The organism is Roseateles chitinivorans (assembly GCF_050632145.1).
Classification (GTDB): Bacteria; Pseudomonadota; Gammaproteobacteria; order Burkholderiales; family Burkholderiaceae_C; genus Roseateles; species Roseateles chitinivorans_B.
In genome coordinates this window covers 3216093-3240643 of the sequence record NZ_CP192577.1, presented here as the reverse complement: position 1 = coordinate 3240643, position 24551 = coordinate 3216093, and the positions used below count along the sequence as shown (strand labels likewise).

The window sequence follows — 24551 nt, the reverse complement described above, 5'->3', positions numbered from 1 at the left end:
AGGACGCACGCGCGGCGCACGCGTCGGCGCACGAATCGGGCGCGGCGGCCCGATGGCTCAACCGGTCGTCGACGTCACCAGGCGAGGCTGCGTCCGCACGGCCTCGCCGGCATGCTCGCGGAAGAGCTTGGCCAGCTTCGTCGCCGCATCGTCGATGTCGTGCCGCGCCAGCACGCGCACGCGGGCGGCTTCGCCCATGCGCTGGAGTTCGGCATCGTCGAGCTGCAGGCAGTCGATCATGGCCTGCGCCAGCGGTTGAGGATCACCCGCCGGCACCAGCCAGCCGTTCTCGGGGCGGACCAGCTCCGGAATCGCCGCGATCGCGGTGCTGATGACCGGACGGCTCAAGGCCATCGACTCCATCACCACCACCGGCAGGCCCTCCGCGAAGCTCGACACCACCAGCGCCCGCGACGCGAGCATCTCCTCGCGCACCTGGTCGCTGCTGATCCAGCCGGTGATGCGCACGCGATCGCGCAGACGCAGTGCATCGATGCGCGCCTCGACCGGCTCACGCAGCTCGCCGTCGCCGGCCAGCACCAGTTCGAAATCGATGCCCTTCGCCGCGACCAGCGCCGCCGCCTCCAGCATCAACAGGTGGCCCTTCTGCTCGCACAGCCGGCCGACGGCCAGCAGGCGACGTCCGCTGGCCGGCGCGGCGGCCGTCTCATGGAACGCGGGCTCGACGCCGCAAGGCACGATCGGCACCTTGGACCAGTGCGAGTGGTCCACCCAGCGGTAGATCTGGCTGCGGCAGAACGACGAGATCGCGACGACGAAACGCGAGCGGCGGATCTTCTCGCCCAGATGCAGCATCTCGGGCCGGTCGAACTCCTCGGAGCCGTGGCAGGTGAAGCTGTAGCCGGGACCGCCCAGCGCCTCGATCAACGCGGCCACCTCGGTCGCATTGGTCCCGAAGTGCGCATGCACGTGGTTCACGCCCTCGGCGCGCAACAGCGGCACGGCCAGGCAGGCCTCCGCCAGGTAGATGAAGTGCACGGGCAGGGGCCGGTCGGCGCGGCGGCCGAGCTTGACCGTCAGGGCCAGCGCGGACAGGAACTTCGCCGGCGAGGTCAGCGCCTGACGCGCCATCGCCTTCAGCAGCGGACCGACACCACCGCGCAGCAGGTAATGGGTGCGGGACTTCTCGTCCTGGTCGGTGGGGTCCGGCGCGGCATCGTCCCAGCCCCGGACCGCCAGCCGCATCACGGGCACGCCCTGCTGCTCCAGGGCCAGGATCTCCCGGCGGATGAAGGTGTGGCTGACCTTGGGATAGTGATTGAGCAGGTAGGCGACTTTCACGTGACGAGACTTCCGTGGTGAGGTCGCCCATTTTGGTGCCGCACGCACCAGCACACAACGTCAATCCCCAAAGCGGGGACATCTCAGTTGTAACGCACCGTCATGGCATCGTGTTTGCCAAGCGGACATTCTTGCGGTCAGAAACGAAAAAGCGCCCTGTGGGGCGCTTGTCGTGAGGCGGCGGGCCTGCCTGAGACCCGCTCAGGCCGGGCGTTGCGGCCGGATGATCAAGCCTTCGCGGCCTGCTCGGCCTTGGCGTAGTTGGCCATGCCGTCGGTGATTTCCTTCTTGGCGGCTTCCGGGCCTTCCCAGCCCTTGACCTTCACCCACTTGCCGGCTTCGAGGTCCTTGTAGTGCTCGAAGAAATGCTGGATCGCCTTCAGGCGCATCTGGTTGATGTCCTCGGGCTTGGTCCAGTGCTCGTAGATCGGCAGGATCTTGGTGGTCGGGACGGCCAGCAGCTTGGCGTCGCCGCCGGCTTCGTCGTCCATCTGCAGCACGCCGATGGCGCGGCAGGTCACCACCACGCCCGGGGTCAGCGGGAAGGGCGTGATCACCAGCACGTCGACCGGATCGCCGTCGTCGGCCAGCGTCTGCGGCACGTAGCCGTAGTTGCACGGGTAGTGCATCGCCGTCGTCATGAAGCGGTCGACGAACAGCGCGCCGCTTTCCTTGTCGACCTCGTACTTGATCGGGTCGGCGTTCATCGGGATCTCGATGACGACGTTGAACTGCTCGGGCGCCTTCGCGCCGGGGGTGACTTTGTGCAGGCTCATGGTGGTGGACAGCGGTGAATGCGAGGGATTCCGGAGCGATCCGGAGAAGCCGCGATTCTAGAGGGTCGCCTGAACACGGCCTGACGCCCTCTTCCATCGCGGTCTCTCGTCGTGACCTCGGACGCCTGCCATCGCCATTCCACGACCTGACGCCAGGCTCAGGTCGTCAGGCTGTGCGCCGGCCGCTGGCCGGCCAGCGCCTGCGCCAGGCTCTCCAGCACCATCCGGCCCATCGCGGCGCGGGTCTCCTCGGTCGCGCTGGCGCGATGCGCCTGCAGCACGACGTTGTCGAGATCCAGCAGCGCCGGCGGCACGTTCGGCTCGTCGGCGAAGACGTCCAGCCCCGCGCCGGCGATGCGCTTCTCCTGCAGCGCCTTCACGAGGTCGGACTCCTTCACCAGACGTCCGCGCGCGACGTTGATCAGGAAGCCACGCGGCCCGATCGCCTCCAGCACCGGCGCATCGATCAGGTCTCGGGCCTTGTCCGCCGCGGCGCAGACGATCAGCGCATCGCTGTCGCGGGCCAGCTGGACGAGATCGGCCTCGAACGCCCATGGCACGCCGGCGAACTCCTTCAGATCGGTGTAGCGGACCGGGCAGCCGAAGGCGGCGACGCGCTCCGCCACCGCGCGGCCGACGCGCCCCAGACCCACGATGCCCACGCGCATCCCGCTCACGCGTCGCGCCAACGGGATCGCGTTCGGCTGCGGGAACTTCGGCCACAGGCCGCCGCGCACGAAGCGGTCCACCGAGGCGACATTGCGCGCCGTCGCCAGCAGCAGCGCCAGCGCCATGTCGGCGACGTCCTCGGTCAGCGCGCCGAAGGTGCCGGTCACCGGCAGCTTGCGCGATCGCGCGTACTCGATGTCCACGGCGTCCGTGCCGACGCCGTTCACCGCGACGACCTCCAGCGCCGGCAGCCGCTCCATCATCGACCGCGAGATGCCGGTATGGCCACCGGTGATCACGCCGCGCATCGCCGCGCCATGCGTGGCGATATAAGCGTCCGGATCGGTCTGCTCGAACAGGCGGTGCATCGTGTACAGCGTGTCCAGCTCCGCGTTGATCGCGGGCACGAGGATGGGGTTGAGTTGGAGGATGTTCGGCTTCATGGCGCTCTCTACTTCAGGAAGGATCGGGAAGATGTCATTCGGGCTGGATGCCGGCCGTCTTGATGACGGCGCCCCAGCGCTTGTATTCGGCGGCCTGGAAGCTGGCGAGTTCCGCCGGCGTCGACGTGAACGGCTCCATGCCGTTCTGCTCGACGAAGCGCTTGACCGGCTCCGCGGTCATCGCCTTCTGCATCAGCGCGTTGATGCGCTCGACGACGGGCGCCGGCGTGCCAGCGGGCGCGTAGACCGCGTTCCAGTAGCTGATCTCGTAGCCGGGCAGGCCGGCCTCGGCGATCGTCGGCAGGTCAGGCACCAGCGGCGAACGCCTGGGGCTGCTCACGCCCAGCGCCTTGAGCTTGCCCGCCTTCACCTGCGGCAGGCTGGTGGTCAGGTCCACGATCATCAGATCGACCTGACCGCCGACCAGGTCGACCATCGCCTGCGGATTGGCCTTGTAGGGCACATAGGTCAGCTGCGTCTGCGTCATCTGCTGGAACAGCTCCGCCGCCACGCGCGCCGACGAACTGCCCGCGCCGAAGGTGAGCTGCTGCTTCTTCGCGATCGCGCTGAGCTCGGTGACGTTGCGTGCCTGGATGCGCGGATTCGTCACCAGCAGCAGGTAGCCCTTCACCAGTGCGCCCACCGGCGCGAAGTCCTTCACCGGGTCGTACGCGAGCTTGCGGAACAGATGCGGATTGGCGGCCTGCGTCGTGTTGGTCGTGATGAACAGCGTGTAGCCGTCGGCGGCCGATCGGGCCACCGCCTGGGCGGCGATGCCGCCACTGGCGCCGGCCTTGTTCTCGACGATCACCGGCACCTTGGTCGCGGCGGTGATCTCCGCGCCGATGGCGCGCGCCAGGCCGTCGGTGGTGCTGCCGGGGCTGGAGCCGACCACGAGCGTGATCGCCTTGGACGGGAAGGCTTCGCCCTGCGCGAGAGCACCGAAGGACGACGAGGACGCGACCAACACGAAGGCGGCGGCGCCAGCAAAGGCAAGCGGGGTCCGGCGTCGTACCGGCGGGAAGCGATGGATGCAGTTCATGCGGTTGTCTCCATGGATGGGGCATGAGGGCGGCGTCGCGGAGGCTTCTGGGCGGTCTCCGTCGATGTCGCGTGAACTCATGCTGGCAGCGCGAAAACAACCGGTCAATATTGATGATCAATATCAATCTGAAAACCGGATTCGCTACTCATTCGACTGAATCGATCACATGACAGGTGGTCGTCGGGACGTGGACATGATTCATGTTGATGAATACATTGATTGCATCAACGACACGAGACTCCACCCGATGGCTGCCTGGATGACCCTGGATGAAGCACGCGACGCGCTGGGCGTGCGTGCGCAGACGATCTACGCCTACGTGAGCCGCGGGCGCATCGGTGTCGAACCCGATCCGCAGGACTCGCGTCGCAGCCTGTACCGCGCCGAGGACGTGAAGGCGCTGGTGCGCCGCAAGGAGACGGGGCGCACGCGCGAGACGCTCGCGGCGACGACGCTGTTCGGCGCCGAACCCAGCATCCCGACGGCGGTCTCGACCTTCTCGGGCGGACGCCCCTTCTACCGCGGCGTCGACGTCGTCGAACTCGCCGAGACCGCGACCTTGGAGGACGCGGCGCGGCTGCTGTGGAACGTCGAGAGGCCGCCGTCGTTCCCGCGCCCTGCGGTCACATCGGGCTCGCCGTCGCGCGCCGCGCTCGACGTCGTCGCCGCGCTGCCGAACGGCCGCGCCCGCGCGTTCGCCGAGCTGGCGACGCTCACCGCCACCGGACATTCGACGCGCGGCCGCCTGCCGCGCGTGCTGATCGAGGAGGCGTCAGCGCTGGTCGGTCGTCTGGCCGTCGCCTTCGGCGCTTCGGACGACGAGGCGCTGCCGCTGCACGAGCGCCTCGCGCGCGGTTGGGGCCAACCGCGCGCGGTGGCCGCGTTGCTGCGCAAGACGCTGGTCCTGGCGGCGGATCATGAGATCACCAGCTCCGCCTTCTCCGCGCGCATCACCGCGTCCACCGGCGCCTCGCTGCCGGCGTGCCTGCTCGCGGGACTGACGACCTTCTCCGGCCCGCTGCACGGCGACGCCTCGGGGCGCGTGCGCACGCTGTTCGACGAGGTCGAGCGCAACGGTGCCGATGCCGTCGTCGACCGCTATCTGGCCTCAGCGATGCCGCTGCCCGGCTTCGGCCACCACATCTATCCGGACGGTGATCCGCGTGCGGCGTCGCTGATGGCGGACTTCAAGCCGCCCGCCGCGATCGCCCGCCTGATCGAGCGCGTCGTCGCGCTGACCGGTCTGCCGCCGTCGATGGACGTGGCGCTGGCCGCGCTCGTCGCGCGTTACAAGCTGCCGCCGGACGCCGGGTTCGCGACCTTCGCGATCGCGCGCAGCGTCGGCCTCCTGGCTCACAGCATGGAGCAGCTCGCCATCGACTCGGTGATCCGTCCGCGCGGCCGCTACATCGGCCCGAGCGCTGCGGGCCCGGTCGATCCCCGCAAGGAACGTCGCAAGCGCTGACGGGGCAGATGACATGCCCGGGGCCAGTTGTTGCCCTGCTGCTGGCGCTCGCCCCTGCAAAGCCTGACACCCGCCTTGCAAAGCGCGTGAATCCGCTGGTAAACGCTCATGCCATGCACTATTCACGGGCTTAGCATCGATCGACGGACTGTTGCTGTTGCGTGCGCGCAGGCCCGGCGCCCGCTGGATGGAACCGTCTCACGGATCAAAGAATCAGCGAGAGGAGACAACCTTATGTCGACGAGTTTGGCGCTGTACTTCGCGCTGGCCTGCGGGCTGGCGGCGGTGCTCTACGGCTTTATCCAACGCAGCTGGATCCTGAGCCAGGACCCCGGCAATCCTCGCATGCAGGAGATCGCGGGCGCGATCCAGCAGGGCGCCGCGGCCTACCTGGCGCGGCAGTACCGCACCATCGCGATCGTCGGCGTCGTGCTCGGCCTCCTGATCGGCTTTGCGCTGGACTGGAAGTCGGCCATCGGCTTCTTCATCGGCGCGGTGCTGTCGGGCGGCTGCGGCTTCATCGGCATGAACGTCTCGGTCCGGGCCAACGTGCGCACCGCGCAGGCGGCGACGCAAGGCATCGGGCCGGCGCTCAACGTCGCGTTCAAGGGCGGCGCCATCACCGGCATGCTGGTCGTGGGGCTGGGCCTGCTCGGCGTGGGCCTGTTCTTCATGTGGGTCAGCGACAGCGGCACGCGCGTCGACAGCCAGACGCTCAAGCCGATGCTGGGACTGGCCTTCGGCTCCTCGCTGATCTCGATCTTCGCGCGGCTGGGCGGCGGCATCTTCACCAAGGGGGCCGACGTCGGCGCCGACCTCGTCGGCAAGGTCGAGGCAGGCATCCCCGAGGACGATCCCCGCAACCCCGCGGTCATCGCCGACAACGTCGGCGACAACGTCGGCGACTGCGCCGGCATGGCGGCCGACCTCTTCGAGACCTATGCGGTCACGCTGATCGCCACGATGGCGCTGGCGGCACTGACCTTCGGCGGCATGTCCATCGCGGCCATCGTGTATCCGCTGGTGCTGGGCGGCGCGTCCATCATCGCCTCCATCATCGGCTGCAGCTTCGTCAAGGCTAGCCCGGGCATGAAGAACGTGATGCCGGCACTCTACAAGGGCCTGGTCGTCGCGGGCGTGCTCTCGGCGATCGCGTTCTGGTTCATCACCCGCGCGCTGTTCCCGCAGGACCTGACCCTGCCCGGCGGACAGACCATCGGCGCGACCGCCCTCTTCCTGTCCTGCCTGGTCGGGCTGCTGCTGACCGCGGCGATGGTGTGGATCACCGAGTACTACACCGGCACCGACTACAAGCCGGTGCAGCACGTGGCGCAGGCCTCGACCACCGGTCACGGCACCAACATCATCGCGGGGCTGGGCGTGTCCATGCGCTCCACCGCGTGGCCGGTGCTGTTCGTCTGCGTCGCGATCCTGGTGGCCTTCAAGCTGGCCGGTCTCTACGGCATCGCGATCGCGGCCACGGCCATGCTCAGCATGGCGGGCATCGTGGTGGCGCTCGACGCCTACGGCCCGATCACCGACAACGCCGGCGGCATCGCCGAGATGGCCGACCTGCCCGCCAGCGTGCGCGACATCACCGATCCGCTGGATGCCGTCGGCAACACCACCAAGGCCGTGACCAAGGGCTACGCGATCGGGTCCGCGGGTCTGGCGGCGCTGGTGCTCTTCGCCGACTACACCCATGCGCTCGAGCAGCAGGGCCTGTCGGTCAGCTTCGACCTGAGCAACCACATGGTCATCGTCGGCCTGTTCATCGGCGGGCTGATCCCCTACCTCTTCGGCGCGATGGCGATGGAGGCGGTGGGACGCGCGGCGGGCTCTGTCGTCGAGGAAGTGCGGCGCCAGTTCCGCGACATCAAGGGGATCATGGAAGGCACCGCCAAGCCCGAGTACGGCCGCGCGGTGGACATGCTCACCGCCGCGGCGATCAAGGAAATGATCGTCCCGTCGCTGCTGCCGGTGATCGTCCCGATCGTGGTCGGCCTGCTGCTCGGCCCGGCCGCGCTGGGGGACTGCTGATGGGCACGATCGTCACCGGGCTGTTCGTCGCCATCTCGATGTGCACGGGCGGCGGCGCCTGGGACAACGCCAAGAAGTACATCGAGGACGGCCACCACGGCGGCAAGGGCTCGGAGGCCCACAAGGCCGCCGTCACCGGCGACACCGTCGGCGATCCCTACAAGGACACGGCGGGTCCCGCGGTCAACCCGCTGATCAAGATCATCAACATCGTCGCGCTGCTGATCGTGCCGCTGCTGCCGGCGGCCGGCATCAGCGGACCCGCGGCCGGGGCGCACACGCCGCCGGCCTTGACCGCGCCGGCGCCCGAGGCGTCCGTGCCGGTCTCCGCGCCCATCGGCGTACCGGATGCGGTGGCCAGCGGCCCGACGGAGGCGGCCAGCGCGGCGTCCGCTCCCTGAACCGCGTGGAAACGGCCTGACCGGCAGGCAGCGATCACGCCGACTGGGCGACGCTCGCCCGGTCCTCGGTGAAAACGCTGAGAAAAACAGCCCCGCGAGGGGCTGTTTGCGCTTTGAAGGGTCATGCGCACACGGCAGAATCGGCAGTCAATACCAGAACATCCAGGGATCCCGCTCAACATGCTCAGCCAGGCCATCACGCCGCGCGAATTCGAACGCCGCCGCGAGCAGTTGGCCGAGCTCCAGCGCTACCTGGCGTCGCAGGAAACCGAGTATGCGGACTGCCGCCAGCGCATGCAGCGCTTCGTCGACCGCTACGTCGCCGCGCTGGGGCCGCTGTACATGGAACTGGACGCGCTCGAATCGCAGCTCTACTGCGCGATGCGCTACCTGCACGACGCGCTGGCCCGCAACGGGCTCGATGCCCGGGCGCCCGATTCGCCCCGTGCCACGGCGATGCCGCATCTGCCGGTGCTGCCGGCCGGTGCGCCGCTGCCCGCCGAGCCTGAAGGCGGCCTGGTGCAGGTCGGACCGCCGCCGCTGAAGACCCTCTACCGCCGCGCCGCGAAGCGTCTGCATCCGGACCTGGCGCCGGACGACGCCGAGCGCGTGCACCGCGAACGCAAGATGGCCGAGGTCAACGAGGCCTATGAGGCCAGCGACCGGGATCGTCTGGAGGCCTTGCTGCTGGCCGCGGGCGAGAGCCTGGTGAAGGTGCGCGGCGGCGACGCGGACGCGGTCATGGAATGGCTGCGCAGCGCGGAGCGCTCGGTGCAGGGACGGCTGCGCGTCGTCCAGGCCCATCTGGCGCTGCTGAAGAGCCACACGATGCATGAGCTCGGCGAGTCGATCGAGCGCGCCGAGAAGCGCGGTCTGGATCCGCTCGGCATCATGGCCAACCGCCTGCGCGCGCAGATCACCGAGCGTCGACAGGAGCTCTACATCGGCCAGCGCCTGCAGCCCGAGTCGAGCATGGCCGAAGCCTTCCTGCGCCAACGCCAGCAGCGGATGGGCGGCGGGATCGCGGCGTCTCACTGACGCCGTTTCGCTTCAACGGCGGCCGCGTCCTTGCGGCACCCGCGGCGACAAGGTCGCTGCCCACGCGGCAATCTCAGGGCCGAGCGCATCGACCGCCGCCGCGGTCGCCTTGACGGCGCCCTCCGCGCTCGCGCCGGCGGGTTCCGACCGATCGAACGCACGCTGCGTGCCGTCCTCGGCGGTCGCCATCACCCGCACCTGCACCTCGCTGCGCGAGGCCGTGGAGAAGCTCTGGAGGCTCTCCTCGAGCTCCAGCGTCACGCCGATGACCACCTGCGGGTCGGCGCCGGCAGCGACCGGCGCACGCGCGATCTGCTGCCGCATCCGCGAGGCGACGAGCACCGGCAGCGGCGCGGCCCAGCGCGAGTCGCGGTACATGCGCCGCGCATAAGGGTCGGAATCGGCGAGTCGATACGCGATGCCCGTGCCTTGCAGCGTTTCCGGGGCGGTGACGGCCTGGAGCTCGACGCGCTTGGACAGCACGGCCTGCTGCGGCCAGACGGGCGACGGACCGAGGTCCATCTGCGTCGGCGCCGGCGGCCGACTGCCGCAGGCGCTGAACATCGCTGCGAGCGCCAGGCCACCGAGCAGCGCCGCGCGGCGCGCGCCGCCGGTCCTCGGAAGTTGGGTGTTGTCGTTCATTTCTTCGCTCCCGCCTCGAAGCCCGTTTCGCCGGGCCCGGGCGCACCGGGCGTCGGGCCGAGGATCAGGCTCTGCGGCTGGTCGCCGATGTTCTGCGCGGCGCGCTCCAGCGCGCGCGCCGCCGCGGACAGATCGTCCAGCACCGCGCGTTGACGCGGCTTGTCCGCCGAACCGACCAACGACAGCTCCACGCGCCGCAGCGTGCGCTGCATCTGCACGGCCGCGTCGCCCAGCTGATCGATCGCTGCGGCCTTGCCCTTGTACTCGTCGGCGAGTTCACCGCCCTGCTTCGCGAGCGTGTCGATGTTGCCCAGCGTGTTCCGCCCGGCGACCACGAGGCCATCGGTGTTCTTCACCAGCCCGGGCAGCGCCTTGGCCGTCGGGCGCAATTCCTTGACCAGCTCGTTGAGGCCGGCGGAGGCTTCGTTCAGTTGGGCCAGCGTCTGGCTCACCTGCTGCTGGTTGCTGTCGCTGAGCACCTTCTGGATGCGGTCCATCGTCGCGAGCGCGCCGGCCGCAAGCTTCGGTCCCGCGTCCTGCAACTGGTCGAGGAAGCCCGGTGCGAGCGCAATGCGCCGCGTCTCCAGCACGCTCTGCTTCGGATCCGCCGGATCCTGGCCGTCGTACAGGTCGATGAACGACAGCCCCGTGATGCCCTGGTAGCCGAGCTTGGCCAGCGTCCCCGGCGCGATCGGCGCGTCCGCGTCGACCTCGATCTCCACGAGGATCTGCTTCGGTTGCGCCGGGTCGAAACGGATGGTGTCGACCTTGCCGACCTGCACGCCTCGCAGCTTCACCGGTGCCTTGACATTCAGTCCCGGCACGCCCGAGGTGGTGACCACCGTGAAGCTCTGCGTGTCGCCGCGGTCGTCGCGGAACCACAGGATGACCGCCACCAGCGCCGCCCCGAGCAGCAGCACGAAGAGGCCCGTGGCCAATGCATGTGCCTTGTTTTCCATGTGCTCGCCCGAGTCCTTTGTGCTGGTTCGTTGTCGTCAGTACGGTCCGCCGTCGATCGCCCCGTTCAGGCGGGCATCTCGTCGCGGTGCTGCAGCGCATCGCGGTAGCTGCGCAGGTTGTCCGCGGCGCAGCGGTCCGCGTGGCCGAGGAAGAAGTTGCGGATGAACGGATGCTTCTGCTTCACCACGAGCTCCAGCGGCCCGTGCGCGATCAGGTGCTGGTCCGCGAGCACCGCCACGCGGTCGGCGATCGCGAACAGGGTGTCCACGTCGTGGGTGACCATCACCACCGTCAGCGCCATCTCGCGCCGCAGGCTCTCGATCAGTTGTACGAAGTTCTTCGAGCTCGCCGGATCGAGACCGGCCGTCGGCTCGTCCAGGAACAGCAGCTGCGGATCCATGATCAGCGAGCGCGCCAGCGACACCCGCTTGATCATGCCGCCCGACAGTTCCGCCGGCATCTTGATGCCGTCCTCCGGCTTGAGGCCGACCTGCTGCAGCTTGGTCATGACCAGCTCGGCGATCAGGTCCCTGGGCAGGCTCTTGAGCTCGCGCAGCGGCAGCGCGACGTTGTCGAACACGGACAGCGCCGAGAACAGCGCGCCCTGCTGGAACAGCACGCCCCAACGGTGCCGCACCTGCGCGAGATCGGTCGCCTCGCACTTGCCGAGCTTGTGGCCGAAGACCAGCACCTCGCCCTCGCTGGGCCGCTCCAGGCCCAGCATCAGCCGCAGCAGCGTCGTCTTGCCGCTGCCCGAGCCGCCGATGATGGCCAGCACCTCGCCGGCCGTGACTTCGAGATTCAGGTCCTTGTGGATGCGCACGCCGCCGAGCACCGTGCCGACGTGGCGCACCTCGATCACCGGGTCGCCCGGCTGGACGTTCAGTTCCCCGGTGGCTTCCGCCGAGGTCGGATCGACGCAATCGCTCATCCCTTGATCCCCAGGTCAGAGAACATCACCGCGAAGATCGCGTCCACGATGATGACCACGGTGATCGCGCTCACCACCGAATCGGTGGTGCCGGTCCCGAGGCTTTCGCTGTTCGGCTTGATCCGCAGCCCGAAATGGCAGGCCACGAACGCGATCATGAGCCCGAACACCGCCGATTTGGCCAGTCCCAGCCACAGGTTGGCCACCGGCACCGCGGCCGGCAGGCCTTGCAGGAACTGGATGTAGTCCAGTCCCAGCGTCGCCCGCGCGGCCAGCATGCCGCCGAGCAGCACCATGCTGCTGGTCCAGGTCATGACCAGGGGCAACGAGAGTGCCAGGGCCACCATCTTGGGCACCACCAGCCGGATCGTGTGGGAGATCCCCATCACCGACAGCGCGTCCAGCTCCTGCGTCACCCGCATCACGCCGAGCTGCGCGGTCATCGCCGAGCCGCTGCGTCCCGCCACCAGGATGGCCGCGAGCAGCGGTCCCAGTTCGCGCCAGACGCTGATGCCCAGGATGTTGATGACGTAGATGTCGGCGCCGTAGTCTCTGCAGCTGCTTGGCGGTGAGGTAGGACAGCGTGATGCCGACCAGCACGCCGACCAGCGCCGTGATCCCCAGTGCCTGCGCGCCGCTGCGGTAGATGTGGGCGGAGATGTCCTTCCACGCGATCAGGTTGGGATGACGGGCCAGCGTGCCGAGGTCGCGGGTGACCTGGCCGAGCAGCGCCGTCGCGTCGAGCAAATGGCTGGCGAGGTTGAGCAGGCCCTGGCCGAACTGGCGCACGTTCTGCGCGCGCGGCGGCCTGGCCGGCTTGCCCTGCTTGCTGCCCAGCCGCGCGAACAGCGCCTGGAACATGTCCGCCAGCGGGGCCGGCGGCCAGCGCAGCTGTTCCGGCTGGCGGCGGCCCCAGGCCTGCCACAGCAGCAAGGCGCCCGTCGGGTCGAGCCGGCGCACCGCGCTCAGGTCCCAGGACACGTTGGCGGTCGACAAGCCGCCGAGTTCGCCCCGCAGCGCCTCGACGCGCTCGCGCAGCGCGAGCAGCGTCCAGTCGCCTTCCAGTCGCACCTGGACGCGTCCGCCGTCGCCGGACTCGCGCATCAGGCGCGGTGACGGGTCGGCGACGTCGTGGGTTTGCGCAGGAGCATCCATTGGGGTCAGAGCATAGCCGCGCAAGGGCGCTCCGGTGAACCCGGCGGACAGGAGTTCGCCCAGTCAGACAAGACGCTGTCGCAGACGCTCCAGATAGGTGCGGCTGCAGGGCACGCGGCTGCCGTCGCGCAGGCGCAGGTGGGCGTCGCCGGCCTCGGTCGGCTCGATGGCCTCGATCAGGCTCAGCCGCACCAGGTAGCCGCGATGCACGCGCACGAACGCGGACGGGTCCAGGCGTTGCCCGAAGGCGCCCAGGCTGCTGCGCAACGGGTAGTCGTGCTGCTGGCGCCGCAGGTTGACGTAATTGCCGCAGGCCTGCACCCATTCGATCTCCTCGATCGGGAGAAGGAACTCCTTGCCGAGCTTCTTCACCAGCAGTCGCTCGGGCAACGCGGGCGAGACCGCCGCCGCGACGGGCGGAGGTCCGGGCGGAGGTCCGGGCGGGAGGGACGCGGCCGGCGGCGCCGGGGCAGGCTCCGGCGGCTCCGCCAGCAGGCTCGCCTCGCCCTGCCAGCGCCACACGAACAGCCGGTAGGCCCCGACGATCACCAGGATGAAGGCGTAGCTGCGGACGTCCTTCAGGGCCTCATAGAACAGTTCGAGCGGCCAGTTGCCGAAGTCGTAGACGGCGCCCCGCGTCGCATAGACCAGCTTGCGCAGCGTCACCATGCCCAGGACATGCGCGAGGCTGGTCACCAGCGCGAAAAGGACGTGCCACGGCAGGTGCCGCCGCAGCAGGCCCCAGCGCAAGGGCTTCGAATCCGCCGCGCGGACGATCCACGGGATCAGCACCATCCAGACGAGGGCACTGGAGAACTCCCAGACCGCCGGCTCCCAGGGGTCGAACGGAAGTCCGGCGCGGCGGATGTCCAGGTTCGTCGTGATCGTGTTCGCCGCCGCCGAGCCGAGCAGCAGCGCGCTCCAGATCGCGCGCTCGACCCACCGCCGTCGCTTCAGATAGATCCCCAGCCACTTGTCCTCGGTCATGGCGGCGCAGTGTAGGCGTGCGCGAGGCCGAGGCCGCGCGCGAGCGGCCCCTGGGACGGGGCGGGTCGTCACCGGGACGGGGCGGTTCGTCACATTCACGTCGCGCGGGGCCCGGCGGGAACGAAGCTGCATGCCATGAACACCACCGCCCTCCCCGCGCACAGCGCGGCTCCGACCGCCCGCCTGACCGAACTCGACTGGCTGCGCGTCATCGCCTTCGGCCTGCTGATCCTCTACCACTCGGGCATGTTCTACGTGAGCTGGGACTGGCACGTGAAGTCGCCGCGGCTGGTCCCGGCGCTCGAGTCCTGGATGCTCTGGCTGAACCCGTGGCGCATGTCGCTGCTGTTCCTGATCTCAGGCGCGGCGACCGCGTTGATGACCGCGCGCCTCGACGGGACCAGCGGGAACAACGGCAACAACGGGAACAACGGCACGGAAGGACTGATCGCCTCGCGCAGCAAACGGCTGCTGCTGCCGCTGCTGTTCGGCATGACGGTGATCGTGCCGCCGCAGGCGCATCTGGAAGTCGTCGAGAAGCTTCGCTACGCCGGCAGCTACGGCGACTTCCTGAAGCTCTACTTCCAGGCGTATCACGGCTTCTGCCGCGGTGACGACTGCCTGAAGCTCCCGACCTGGAATCACCTGTGGTTCCTGCCCTACCTCTGGGCCTACACCGTGGTCGTGCTGCTGGCGCTGCGGCTTCCCCTCGTGCGCAGCTTCTTCTCGCATCCAGGCTGGCGCCAAGTCGTGGGCGGCGGGCGCCTGCTGTGGGTGCCGTGGCTCCTGTTCGCGCTGCTGCGTCAACAGCTGCTGGTGCGCTTCCCTGCCACCCACGATCTCGTCCACGACTGGTACCAGCACGGCGTGTACTTCGCGGTGTTCCTGCTCGGCTTCGGGCTTTACGGCAGCCGCGACGATCGCCATGGCGCGTGGGAAGCCGCTCGCCGACTCCGCTGGATCGCACTCGTCGCCTTCATCGTGGTGCAGGTGCTCTCGCAGACGCTCACCGCTGAATGGCGCCTCGTTCATGGCGATGACTTCCCGGAGTGGCTGCTGATGGCGCTGCGCGCACTCAACGCGGGCAAGCAATGGTTGCCGATCGTGGCGGTGCTGGGATTCGGCCGGCAGTGGCTGTCCGACCGCGATTCGCCGCTGCTGCGCTGGCTGACGCTGGCCGTGTTCCCGTTCTACCTGGTCCACCAGACGGTCACAGTGATCGCGGGGCACCTGCTGGCGCCATTGCAATGGCCGCTTGCCGTCGAGGCCGCCGCGCTCGTCGCGATCACCGCGCTGGGCTGCCTGCTGGGGGCGCTGCTGGCGATGCGCATCCGCGTGCTGCGCCCGTGGATGGGGCTGGGCCCGGAAAGCAAAAAGCCCGGCATCTTGCGATACCGGGCTTCCTGATTCTTCTTATAAATGGTCGGGGCGGCGGGATTCGAACTCGCGACCCCTTGCACCCCATGCAAGTGCGCTACCAGGCTGCGCTACGCCCCGACTAAGCCTACGATTCTATACGTATTTTGAAGTGCTATGCAAGCAAACTCTCTCGAATCGCCAGCAACTCATCCCTGACCTGTTCCAGCGTGAGCTTCTCGAGCGACACGGTGGTGTGCGCGGCGCTGTCCGCGACGTCCGCCGCCAAGGCGCGCGACGCTTCGCGATGATCACGGTAGGCGTCGAGTTGCGCCGCCGCCAACGCTTCAGCGCGGAACTCCTGTGCGCTGGCGCCGGTATGGCTGACATCGATCAGTTGATTGCGGGCACCGCTGATCGTGAAGCCCTGGTCGTAGAGCAGATCGCGGATCCGACGGATCAGCAGCACTTCATGGTGCTGGTAGTAGCGTCGGTTGCCCCGCCGCTTCATCGGCTTGAGCTGCGTGAACTCCTGTTCCCAATAGCGGAGCACGTAGGGCTTCACGCCGCACAGCTCGCTCACCTCACCGATGGTGAAGTAGCGTTTGGCAGGGATGGCGGGAAGCTGGACGTCCATGGGGATCAGCGGCTCCGGCGGCGGCGGGAAGGGTCAGACTCTACTCGAAGTCACCACCCGAAGGCGTGTTGCCTTGGACGGCTTCTTTCAATTTGTGACTGGCATGAAACGTCACGACGTTGCGGGCCTTGATCGGGATCGCTTCGCCGGTGCGCGGGTTGCGGCCGGGTCTCGGCGCCTTGCGCCGGATGTTGAAGTTGCCGAAGCCCGAGAGCTTCACTTCGCGGCCGCTGGAGAGGCTGTTGTGAATGATGTCGAAGAAGGCCTCGACCATGTCCTTGGACTCGCGCTTGTTCAGTCCGAGCTTGTCGAACAGCAGTTCCGCCAGCTCGGCCTTGGTCAGCGTGGGCGTCTCCAGGCTGCCGAGCAGCACGCGCGCCTGCTCCTTCAGATCGTCATCACTCATGGGTGTCCTCCCCTCCCTCAGCCTCGCAGGCGCGCGCCGAGGCGTTCGCCCAGCTGCGCCACCACCTTCGCCACCGCCTGCTCGATGCGTTCGTCGGTCAGCGTGTTTTCGTCGTCGAGCAGCGCCAGGCGCACGGCCAGGCTGCGTTCGCCGGCCTTCAGTTCCGCCGTCGGCTGCGCCGGTTTGAAGACGTCGAACAAACGCGCAGAGCGTACCAGGGCTTCGCCGCTGGATTCGATCGCCCGGATGAGGGAGTCATAGGTGACCTGCTCATTGACGATCAGCGCCAGATCGCGTTGCACCGCCTGCAGGCGAGGCACGCCCTGACCCTGCGGCAGCGTGCGCGCCAGCACGGCGTCCAGCGACAGTTCGAACAGCACCGGCGCGCTCGGCAGTTCGTAGCCTTGGCGCCACTTCGGATGCAGTTCGCCGACCACGCCGATGGCCTGGCCGTCCAGCAGCACCCGGGCGCTGCGGCCCGGATGCAGCGCGGGATGCTCGGCGGCTTCGAAGCTCAACACGCGCGGCGCGAACAGCGCCTCGAGGTCGCCCTTCACGTCGAAGAAGTCGACCGCGCGGTCCTTCTGCGCCCACTGCTGCTGGTCGGCCGGGCCCCAGGCCAGGCCGGACAGCCGCATCGGCTGCGCGATGCCGGCGATGGTGGTGTCGCTTTCCTGCACCGACGCGTCGCGCAGGAACACGCGGCCGATCTCGAACACGCGCACGCGCGGCGACTTGCGCGCCAGGTTGTTGCGCAGCGCCTGGACCAGCGAGCCCATCAGCGAGGTGCGCATCACTGCCAGCGGCGCGGCGATCGGGTTCAGCAGCTGGATCGGGTTGGCATTGCCGGCGAGCTCCTGCTCCCAGCGCGCCTCGACGAAGCTGAAGTTGATCGTCTCGAAGTAGCCCAGGCCGGCCATCGCGTGGCGCAGGGCGTGCGTCGCGCGGCGCGATTCCGATCCCACCTTGCCGACCACCGGCGCCAGCGGCGGCGTCGACGGCAGCTTCGGGTAGCCCAGCACGCGGATGACTTCCTCGATCAGGTCTTCCTCGATCTGGATGTCGAAGCGGAAGGTCGGCGGCGTCACCGTGATCACGCCCGGGGCCGACGTGAATTCCAGGCCCAGACGCTTGAACACGCCTTCGCAGTCGGCCTGTGTCACCGGCATGCCGATGACCTTGGCGGCGCGGTCGACGCGCAATGCGACCGGCTTGCGCTCGGGCAGCTGCGTGGTCTGGTCGTCCATCGGTCCAGCGTCACCGCCGCAGATCGACTGGATCAGTTGCGTGATGCGTTCGATGTGGTCGACGGTGCCGGCAGGATCCACGCCGCGCTCGAAGCGGTGGCCCGCGTCGGTCGAGAAGTTGAAGCGGCGCGAACGCCCCATGACCGCCTTCGGCCACCAGAACGCGGCTTCGACATAGATGTTCTTCGTGTCGTCGGACACGGCGGTGGCGTCGCCCCCCATGATGCCGGCCAGCGACTCGACCTGCTCGCGATCGGCGATCACGCCGACGCTCGCATCGACTTCGATCGTGTTGCCGTTCAGCAGCTTGAGCTGTTCACCCGGCTGGCCCCAGCGGACGATCAATTCGCCGTGGATCTTGTCGAGGTCGAAGATATGGGACGGACGGCCCAGCTCGAACATCACGTAGTTCGAGATGTCCACCAGCGGCGACACCGAGCGCTGGCCGCAACGGGCCAGGCGGTCGACCATCCACTGCGGCGTCTTCGCCGTCGTGTCGACGTTGCGGATCACGCGGCCGGAGAAGCGGCCGCACAGGTCCGCAGCCTCGACGCGCACCGGCAGCGTCGCGTCGGTGGCGACGGCGGCGGGCTGGATCTCGGGCGACAGCAGCGGCGCGCCGGTCAGCGCGGCCACTTCGCGGGCGACGCCGTAGACGCTCAGCGCATGCGCCAGGTTCGGCGTCAGCTTCAGCGTGAACAGCGTGTCGTCCAGGTTCAGGTGCTTGCGGATGTCCTCGCCGAGGGTCGCATCGGCGGCCAGTTCCAGCAGACCGCCGTGGTCTTCCGCCAGCTTCAGCTCGCGGGCCGAGCACAGCATGCCGAAGCTCTCGACGCCGCGCAGCTTGCCCTTGCCGATCTTGAACGGCTTGCCGTCCTCGCCCGGGGGCAGTTCGGCGCCGATCGTGGCCAGCGGCACGCGGATGCCGACACGCGCGTTCGGCGCGCCGCAGACGATCTGCAGCAGCACCGGACCGCCGGCGTCGACCTTGCACACGCGCAGGCGGTCGGCGTCGGGATGCTGGACGGCCTCGACGATCTCGGCCACGACGATGCCGTGGAACGGCGGCGCCACCGGGCGCAGCTCTTCCACTTCCAGGCCGGACATGGTCAGCAGCTCGGCCAGTTCTTGGGTGTTCAGCGCGGGGTTGCAGAAGGCCCGCAGCCAGGACTCAGGGAATTGCATGAAGTTCTCTCTTGCTCTCTAGGCGACCGGGGACTCGATTCACTTGAACTGCGACAGGAAGCGCAGGTCGCCGTCGAAGAACAGACGCAGGTCGCTGACGCCGTAGCGCAGCATGGCCAGGCGGTCGATGCCCGAGCCGAAGGCGAAACCGATGTAGCGCTCGGGATCGAGGCCCATGTTGCGGATCACCTGCGGATGCACCTGGCCGGAGCCGGAGACTTCCAGCCAGCGGCCCTTCAGCGGACCGGAGCCGAACATCATGTCGATCTCGGCGCTGGGCTCGGTGAACGGGAAGTAGCTCGGACGGAACCGGATCTCCATGTCCGTCGTCTCGAAGAACTGCTGCATGAAGTTCACGTAGACGGACTTCAGGTCCTTGAAGCTGATGTTCTCGCCGACCCACAGGCCTTCGACCTGGTGGAACATCGGCGAATGCGTCGCGTCGCTGTCGACGCGGTAGGTGCGGCCGGGTGCGATCACGCGGATCTCGGGCATCGGCTGTCCGGCGTCGATCGCGGCGCGGTGCTTCTTCACGTGCTGCACCGCATAGCGGATCTGCATCGGGCTGGTGTGGGTGCGCAAGACATGACCCCCTTCGATGTAGAAGGTGTCGTGCATCGAGCGCGCCGGATGGTCTTCCGGCGTGTTCAGCGCGGTGAAGTTGAACCAGTCGTTCTCGATCTCCGGACCGTCGGCGACGTCGAAGCCCATGGAGCCGAAGATCGCCTCGATGCGCTCCATCGCGCGCGTGATCGGGTGCAGGCCGCCGGTGCCGCGCTGGCGGCCGGGCAGCGTGACGTCGAGGGCCTCGGCCTTGAGCTGCAGCTCGAGCTCCGCGTCCGCCAGCGCCTGGCGGCGCGCGGTCAGCGCCGCCTCGATGCCCTGCTTGAGCTGGTTGATCTGCGCGCCGCGGGTCTTCTTTTCCTCGACAGGCAGGCTGGCCATGCCCTTCATCAGCTCGGTGACCTGGCCGGTCTTGCCCAGGAAACGCGCCTTGGCGTTCTCCAGGTCGGCGGGAGTCGTGGCGGCGGCGAATTCACCGGTCGCCTGATGCAGCAATTGATCGAGGTCGTTCATCGCGGGGCGTCGACGGGGCGTCGGCGGCGTTGGCGGAAGTCGGATGGCACAGCGGTGGGATGGCGAACGTCGCACCATCGCGCACCATTGCGCCGGAATGAAAAAGGCCGAACACCGGGGTGTCGGCCTTTGAAAGAGGCAGCCCCGGCAGGGCCGGAGCGGCCAGTCCGCCCGCCGGCGAGCACCGGCGGGTGGACCTTGGCTATCAAGCCAGAGCGGCCTTCACCTTGGCGAAGATGCTGGCGAAACCAGCAGGGTCGTTGACGGCGAGGTCGGCCAGGACCTTGCGGTCGATGTCGATCTCGGCCTTCTTCAGACCGGCCACGAACTTGCTGTAGCTCAGACCCAGGCCACGGCTTGCCGCGTTGATACGGGCAATCCACAGCTGGCGGAACACGCGCTTCTTGGCACGGCGGTCACGGTAGGCGTACTGGCCCGCCTTCATCACCGCCTGCTTGGCGATGCGGAAGACGTTCTTGCGACGACCACGGAAGCCCTTGGCCAGAGCCAGGACCTTCTTGTGACGAGCACGTGCGGTTACACCACGTTTGACGCGAGGCATGTTGTATCTCCTTGTCTACTGCTGGATTACAGACCAGCGAAGGGCAGCATCGAAGCGATGTGGCCCATGTTGGTCTCATGCACGGTCGTGGCGCCGCGAAGCTGGCGCTTGTTCTTCGTGGTCTTCTTGGTCAGGATGTGGCGCTTGAACGCCTGACCGCGCTTGACGGTGCCACCCGGACGAACGCGAAAACGCTTTTTCGCGCTGCTCTTGGTCTTCATCTTGGGCATGACTGCTCCTTCTATGGGCGTCCCTCCAGGCGACCGCGGGTGACCGCGGTACTTGACCGGCCTGCAGGAGACTAATAAGCCCGCCGACGACCAGATCGACGGGCTGAAACTGAGACGGGGCCTCATCGGCCCCGCCGGGATTCTCTCAGACGCTCAGCGCTTCTTCGGCGCCAGCACCATGATCATCTGACGGCCTTCGAGCTTGGGCATGTGCTCGACCACGGCCACGTCGGACAACTCGTCGCGGATGCGTTCCAGCATGCGCATGCCGATGTCCTGGTGGGTGATCTCGCGGCCGCGGTAGCGCAGCGTGACCTTGCCCTTGTCGCCGTCCTCCGCGATGAAGCGGCGCAGGTTGCGCATCTTGATCTGGTAGTCGCCTTCGTCCGTGCCCGGACGGAACTTGACTTCCTTGACCTCGATGACCTTCTGCTTGGACTTGGCTTCCGCGGCGCGCTTCTGCTCCTGGTACTTGAACTTGCCGTAGTCCATCAACCGGCAGACCGGCGGGACTGCAGTGGCGGCAATTTCGACCAGATCGACGTCCAGGTCACCGGCCATCCGGAGCGCTTCCTGGATCGAGACGATGCCGATCGGCTCGTTCTCGGGGCCATTGAGACGGACTTCAGAAGCGATGATTTCGCGATTCAGGCGGTGCTTGCGCTCCGGAATCGCACGACGGTCAGCAAAAGTAGCGATGGTGGTTACCTTTAGGCGGGCCTTGGCAAGGGTCCGTTAATGATCAGTACAACGCAAAAAGCGCCCGACTCAGGCCTTGTCCGCGATGGCGGTCGAGAGCTTCGAAACGAAGTCCTCCAGCGACATCACGCCCAGATCCTGGTTGCCTCGGGCGCGCACTGCGACTGCGCCGTTCGCCTTTTCCTTGTCGCCGACGACCAGGATGAACGGCACCTTTTGCAGTGAATGCTCGCGGATTTTATACGTGATTTTCTCGTTGCGCAAATCTGCCTGAACCCTAACCCCTTGTTTTTGCAGCGATTTCACAATGCTGGAAACGTAGTCCGATTGGGCGTCGGTGATATTGGCGACAACGACCTGCGTCGGAGCCAGCCAGACCGGCAGCGCGCCGGCGTGCTGCTCGATCAGGATGCCGATGAAACGCTCCAGGCTGCCGACGATCGCGCGGTGCAGCATGACGGGGGTGTGGCGCTCGCCGTCCTCGGCGACGTACTCGGCGCCCAGGCGAGCGGGCATCGAGAAATCGACCTGCATCGTGCCGCACTGCCACTGGCGGCCGATCGCGTCCTTGAGCGTGTATTCGATCTTCGGACCATAGAAGGCGCCGTCGCCCGGGGCGATGATGAACTCCACGCCGGAGGCGCGCAGCGACTCCATCAGCGCGAACTCGGCCTTGTCCCAGACCTCGTCCGAACCGATGCGCGCATCGGGACGCGTCGCGACCTTGTAGATGATGTTGTCGAAGCCGAAGTCCTTGTAGACCTTCTGCAGCAGCGCCGTGTAGGCCACGCACTCGGCCAGGATCTGGTCTTCCGTGCAGAAGATGTGGCCGTCGTCCTGCGTGAAGCCGCGCACGCGCATGATCCCGTGCAGGCCGCCCGTGGGCTCGTTGCGGTGGCACTGGCCGAACTCGCCGAAGCGCAGCGGCAGGTCGCGGTAGCTCTTGATGCCGTGCTTGAAGATCAGGATGTGGCCGGGACAGTTCATCGGCTTGAGCGCGTAGTCACGCTTCTCCGATTCCGTCGTGAACATGTTGTCACGGTACTTGTCCCAGTGGCCCGTGGCCTCCCACAGCGTCTTGTCCAGCAGCTGCGGGCCCTTCACTTCCTGGTAGCCGTTGTCGCGGTACACGCGGCGCATGTACTGCTCGACCTCCTGCCAGATCGTCCAGCCCTTGGGATGCCAGAACACGACGCCCGGCGCGTGCTCGTCGATGTGGAACAGCTCCAGGTCCTTGCCGAGCTTGCGGTGGTCGCGCTTCTCCGCTTCCTCCAGCATGCGCAGGTAGTTCGCCAGGTCGTCCTTGGTCGCCCAGGCCGTGCCGTAGATGCGCTGCAGCTGTTCGTTGCGGTGGTCGCCGCGCCAGTAGGCGCCGGCCACCTTCATCAGCTTGAAGAACTTCAGCTTGCCCGTCGACGGCACGTGCGGGCCGCGGCACAGGTCGGTGAAGGCGCCCTCGGCGTACAGCGAGACGTCCTGGTCCGCCGGGATGCTGGCGATGATCTCGGCCTTGTAGGCCTCGCCGATGCCCTTGAAGTACTCGACGGCCTCATCGCGCGGCAGCACCGAGCGGGTGACCTTCTCGTCCTTCTTCGCAAGCTCGCCCATCTTGGCCTCGATCGCCGCCAGGTCGTCGGGCGTGAACGGGCGCTTGTACGAGAAGTCGTAATAGAAGCCGTTCTCGATGACCGGGCCGATCGTGACCTGCGCGTCGGGGAACAGCTCCTTGACCGCATAGGCCAGCAAGTGGGCCGTCGAGTGGCGGATGACATCCAGCCCGTCCGGATCCTTGTCCGTGACGATGGCCAGTTGCGTGTCCTTGTCGATGAGGAAGCTGGTGTCGACGACCTTGGCGGTGTCGCCCGAGCCGACGCGGCCGGCGAGCGCCGCCTTCGCCAGACCCGTGCCGATGGAGGCCGCGACTTCGGCGACGGTCACCGGTTGCGGGAACTCGCGCTTGGAGCCGTCGGGCAGTTGGATGGAGATGTTGGACATGAGGGGGAACTCCAGAAAACAAAAAAGCGCGACCACGTGCCGCGCTTTTTCTGGGGTGCTGACTTTTTCCGGACAGCTGATGAAAGACGTGACGAGCCGCGGTCGCTCAAACCTTCGCAGTGGAGGTGGTAGTCCGCGGTGTCATAACCATGTCGCCTTTCCCGGTCCTTGTTGGAAAAAGAAAATGAGACATCCAGTGTAGCTCAGAGCGCCTGGATGTCGAGGGTCGGACGGGCGCAGGCCTCGCGGAACTCGTCCCGCAGCCGCTCGCCCTCGCGCACGGCGCGCAGCCAGTCGCGGGCGCGGCCGGGGACGTCGTTCAGGTAACGCTGGAAGTCGTTGCGATCGGGCAGCTTGCCGTTGGGCAGCGTCTTCACCCACTCGGGGTTGGGCGTCAGCAGCACGACGTTGTCGAGGAAGGCGCTGGTCCGGTGCCGGTGCTTGAGCGCCTTGTCGAGCCAGCCCGGCACGACGCTGGCCTGGAAGTGCGGGTAGAGCGCGATACCGTCCCCGACCATCGCGGCGTAGTTCAGGTGCAGGTGGTAATCGGTGATGCCGCCGTCCCAGTAGGCGCCGGCGGGGGCGCCTTCGATGTCGTGCACGGCCTGCAGCCAGAACGGGATGGAGCAGCTCGCCAGGATGCTGGGCTTGAGGTTGCCCGCGTCCAGCGCCACCTGCCGGCTGCGGTAGTCGGCCAGCGGCATGGGCAGCGGCGAGCGCTTGTCGGAGAACACCACCCGCTCCAGCCAGGCGCCCATCGCGCGGCGCGACATCGCGTTGGCCGCGAACGCGCCCAGATAACCCAGCGGCGTGCGCAAGCGCCCTTCCCGGCCGAGCACGTGCTTGCCGCGCGAGGTGAACACATGCAGGCGGAACTGCGGATGCGACAGCACCTCGGCCTCGCGGCCGCCGAAGATCTCGCCGAGCTTCCCGGCGAATGCGCGCGACACGGTGGCAGCGGTCGGCCGCTTGCCGGGCGCCGACTCGTAGTCCTGATGGGCGTAATCGTGGGCGAGGCGCTCGAACTCCGCATTCGCCTGCGCGGCGTCGCGGGTCAGGCAGGCGGTGGCCATGCGCCAGGCGCCGATGGAGGCGCCGAGCAGGTGCACCTCCTGGCCGCCCGACGGCAGGAACTCGCCGAAGAGGTGCGCGTCGAGCGCGCTGAGCACCAGTCCCTTCGGACCGCCGGCGGCGCCGGGCACGACGCGCACGTCGGCGGCGCGCAGGCCATGGTCGCGCAGCCGTTGGCGCGCACGGGGTCCGGCGAGGATCTGCAAGGCCTGCATCGGGCGGGTCGTCCTTT

21 protein-coding genes, 1 tRNA gene and 2 pseudogenes are annotated in these 24551 nt (G+C 67.9%); 5 read left to right on the top strand and 19 right to left on the bottom strand.

Annotated elements, in window-relative coordinates; genetic code table 11:
- Positions 1 to 57: 57 nt before the first annotated feature.
- From ACQ86G_RS14940 to ACQ86G_RS14925, 4 genes are all read right to left on the bottom strand, one after another.
- Positions 58 to 1302, bottom strand: a complete 1245-nt coding sequence (locus ACQ86G_RS14940) for a glycosyltransferase (RefSeq protein ID WP_431261255.1) — start codon at positions 1300 to 1302, stop codon at positions 58 to 60.
- Positions 1303 to 1529: 227 nt separating this feature from the next.
- Complete coding sequence (ppa, locus tag ACQ86G_RS14935) at positions 1530 to 2078, bottom strand: inorganic diphosphatase (protein WP_067275699.1); 549 nt, start codon at positions 2076 to 2078, stop codon at positions 1530 to 1532.
- A 158-nt stretch (positions 2079 to 2236) separates the two neighbouring features.
- Positions 2237 to 3190, bottom strand: a complete 954-nt coding sequence (locus ACQ86G_RS14930) for a 2-hydroxyacid dehydrogenase (RefSeq protein ID WP_431261254.1) — start codon at positions 3188 to 3190, stop codon at positions 2237 to 2239.
- Positions 3191 to 3224: 34 nt separating this feature from the next.
- Entirely contained in the window at positions 3225 to 4232 is a 1008-nt protein-coding gene (locus ACQ86G_RS14925; protein WP_431261253.1) for a Bug family tripartite tricarboxylate transporter substrate binding protein, read from the bottom strand.
- Between ACQ86G_RS14925 and ACQ86G_RS14920 the strand changes: the two genes are divergently transcribed.
- The 4 genes and pseudogenes from ACQ86G_RS14920 to ACQ86G_RS14905 all read left to right on the top strand — a co-directional run bounded on the left by ACQ86G_RS14920 (position 4222) and on the right by ACQ86G_RS14905 (position 9179).
- Complete coding sequence (locus ACQ86G_RS14920) at positions 4222 to 4392, top strand: hypothetical protein (protein WP_431261252.1); 171 nt, start codon at positions 4222 to 4224, stop codon at positions 4390 to 4392. The genes ACQ86G_RS14925 and ACQ86G_RS14920 overlap by 11 nt on opposite strands.
- Positions 4393 to 4482: 90 nt before the next feature.
- Complete coding sequence (locus tag ACQ86G_RS14915) at positions 4483 to 5700, top strand: citrate synthase family protein (RefSeq protein ID WP_431261251.1); 1218 nt, start codon at positions 4483 to 4485, stop codon at positions 5698 to 5700.
- A 234-nt stretch (positions 5701 to 5934) separates the two neighbouring features.
- A pseudogene (locus ACQ86G_RS14910) lies at positions 5935 to 8141 on the top strand (sodium-translocating pyrophosphatase).
- 180 nt (positions 8142 to 8321) lie between these two features.
- Positions 8322 to 9179: a hypothetical protein gene (locus ACQ86G_RS14905; protein ID WP_431261250.1), complete on the top strand. Its 858-nt coding sequence runs from the start codon at positions 8322 to 8324 to the stop codon at positions 9177 to 9179.
- A 12-nt stretch (positions 9180 to 9191) separates the two neighbouring features.
- Here ACQ86G_RS14905 and ACQ86G_RS14900 read toward each other — a convergent pair whose 3' ends face one another.
- From ACQ86G_RS14900 to ACQ86G_RS14880, 5 genes and pseudogenes are all read right to left on the bottom strand, one after another.
- Positions 9192 to 9821, bottom strand: coding sequence for an ABC-type transport auxiliary lipoprotein family protein (locus ACQ86G_RS14900; protein ID WP_431261249.1), 630 nt, complete (start codon positions 9819 to 9821; stop codon positions 9192 to 9194).
- Positions 9818 to 10780: an MlaD family protein gene (locus tag ACQ86G_RS14895; RefSeq protein ID WP_431261248.1), complete on the bottom strand. Its 963-nt coding sequence runs from the start codon at positions 10778 to 10780 to the stop codon at positions 9818 to 9820. The genes ACQ86G_RS14900 and ACQ86G_RS14895 overlap by 4 nt, the downstream gene beginning before the upstream one ends.
- 65 nt (positions 10781 to 10845) lie before the next feature.
- Positions 10846 to 11712 (bottom strand): ABC transporter ATP-binding protein, encoded by an 867-nt coding sequence (locus ACQ86G_RS14890; protein WP_431261247.1) that lies wholly within the window; start codon positions 11710 to 11712, stop codon positions 10846 to 10848.
- A pseudogene (locus ACQ86G_RS14885) lies at positions 11709 to 12816 on the bottom strand (ABC transporter permease). The gene ACQ86G_RS14890 and the pseudogene ACQ86G_RS14885 overlap by 4 nt, the downstream one beginning before the upstream one ends.
- Positions 12817 to 12930: 114 nt before the next feature.
- Positions 12931 to 13854: a LytTR family DNA-binding domain-containing protein gene (locus tag ACQ86G_RS14880; protein ID WP_431261246.1), complete on the bottom strand. Its 924-nt coding sequence runs from the start codon at positions 13852 to 13854 to the stop codon at positions 12931 to 12933.
- A gap of 135 nt (positions 13855 to 13989) precedes the next feature.
- On the opposite strand from ACQ86G_RS14880, the gene ACQ86G_RS14875 reads away from it, so the two are divergent.
- Positions 13990 to 15261, top strand: coding sequence for an acyltransferase family protein (locus tag ACQ86G_RS14875; RefSeq protein WP_431261245.1), 1272 nt, complete (start codon positions 13990 to 13992; stop codon positions 15259 to 15261).
- A 13-nt stretch (positions 15262 to 15274) separates the two neighbouring features.
- Here ACQ86G_RS14875 and ACQ86G_RS14870 read toward each other — a convergent pair.
- The 10 genes from ACQ86G_RS14870 to ACQ86G_RS14825 form a co-directional block, all read right to left on the bottom strand.
- Positions 15275 to 15351: transfer RNA gene (locus ACQ86G_RS14870), tRNA-Pro, on the bottom strand.
- A gap of 34 nt (positions 15352 to 15385) precedes the next feature.
- On the bottom strand, positions 15386 to 15847 hold the full coding sequence (locus tag ACQ86G_RS14865; RefSeq protein WP_431261244.1) for a MerR family transcriptional regulator: 462 nt from the start codon (positions 15845 to 15847) through the stop codon (positions 15386 to 15388).
- A gap of 40 nt (positions 15848 to 15887) precedes the next feature.
- Entirely contained in the window at positions 15888 to 16253 is a 366-nt protein-coding gene (locus tag ACQ86G_RS14860; RefSeq protein WP_431261243.1) for an integration host factor subunit alpha, read from the bottom strand.
- A gap of 17 nt (positions 16254 to 16270) precedes the next feature.
- Entirely contained in the window at positions 16271 to 18685 is a 2415-nt protein-coding gene (gene pheT / locus ACQ86G_RS14855) for a phenylalanine--tRNA ligase subunit beta (RefSeq protein ID WP_431261242.1), read from the bottom strand.
- A 39-nt stretch (positions 18686 to 18724) separates the two neighbouring features.
- The gene (pheS, locus tag ACQ86G_RS14850; RefSeq protein ID WP_421035907.1) at positions 18725 to 19762 is read right to left on the bottom strand and encodes a phenylalanine--tRNA ligase subunit alpha; all 1038 of its coding nucleotides are present in this window, start codon (positions 19760 to 19762) and stop codon (positions 18725 to 18727) included.
- Between the two features lie 205 nt (positions 19763 to 19967).
- On the bottom strand, positions 19968 to 20324 hold the full coding sequence (gene rplT, locus ACQ86G_RS14845; protein ID WP_067275752.1) for a 50S ribosomal protein L20: 357 nt from the start codon (positions 20322 to 20324) through the stop codon (positions 19968 to 19970).
- 26 nt (positions 20325 to 20350) lie between these two features.
- Complete coding sequence (gene rpmI / locus ACQ86G_RS14840; RefSeq protein WP_088403518.1) at positions 20351 to 20554, bottom strand: 50S ribosomal protein L35; 204 nt, start codon at positions 20552 to 20554, stop codon at positions 20351 to 20353.
- A 153-nt stretch (positions 20555 to 20707) separates the two neighbouring features.
- Positions 20708 to 21253 carry a translation initiation factor IF-3 gene (gene infC / locus ACQ86G_RS14835; protein WP_082938615.1) on the bottom strand — a complete coding sequence of 182 codons (546 nt, stop codon included), beginning with the start codon at positions 21251 to 21253 and terminating at the stop codon, positions 20708 to 20710.
- 69 nt (positions 21254 to 21322) lie between these two features.
- Positions 21323 to 23248, bottom strand: coding sequence for a threonine--tRNA ligase (gene thrS, locus ACQ86G_RS14830; protein ID WP_431261241.1), 1926 nt, complete (start codon positions 23246 to 23248; stop codon positions 21323 to 21325).
- A 203-nt stretch (positions 23249 to 23451) separates the two neighbouring features.
- Entirely contained in the window at positions 23452 to 24534 is a 1083-nt protein-coding gene (locus ACQ86G_RS14825) for a phospholipase (protein WP_431261240.1), read from the bottom strand.
- Positions 24535 to 24551: the final 17 nt, after the last annotated feature.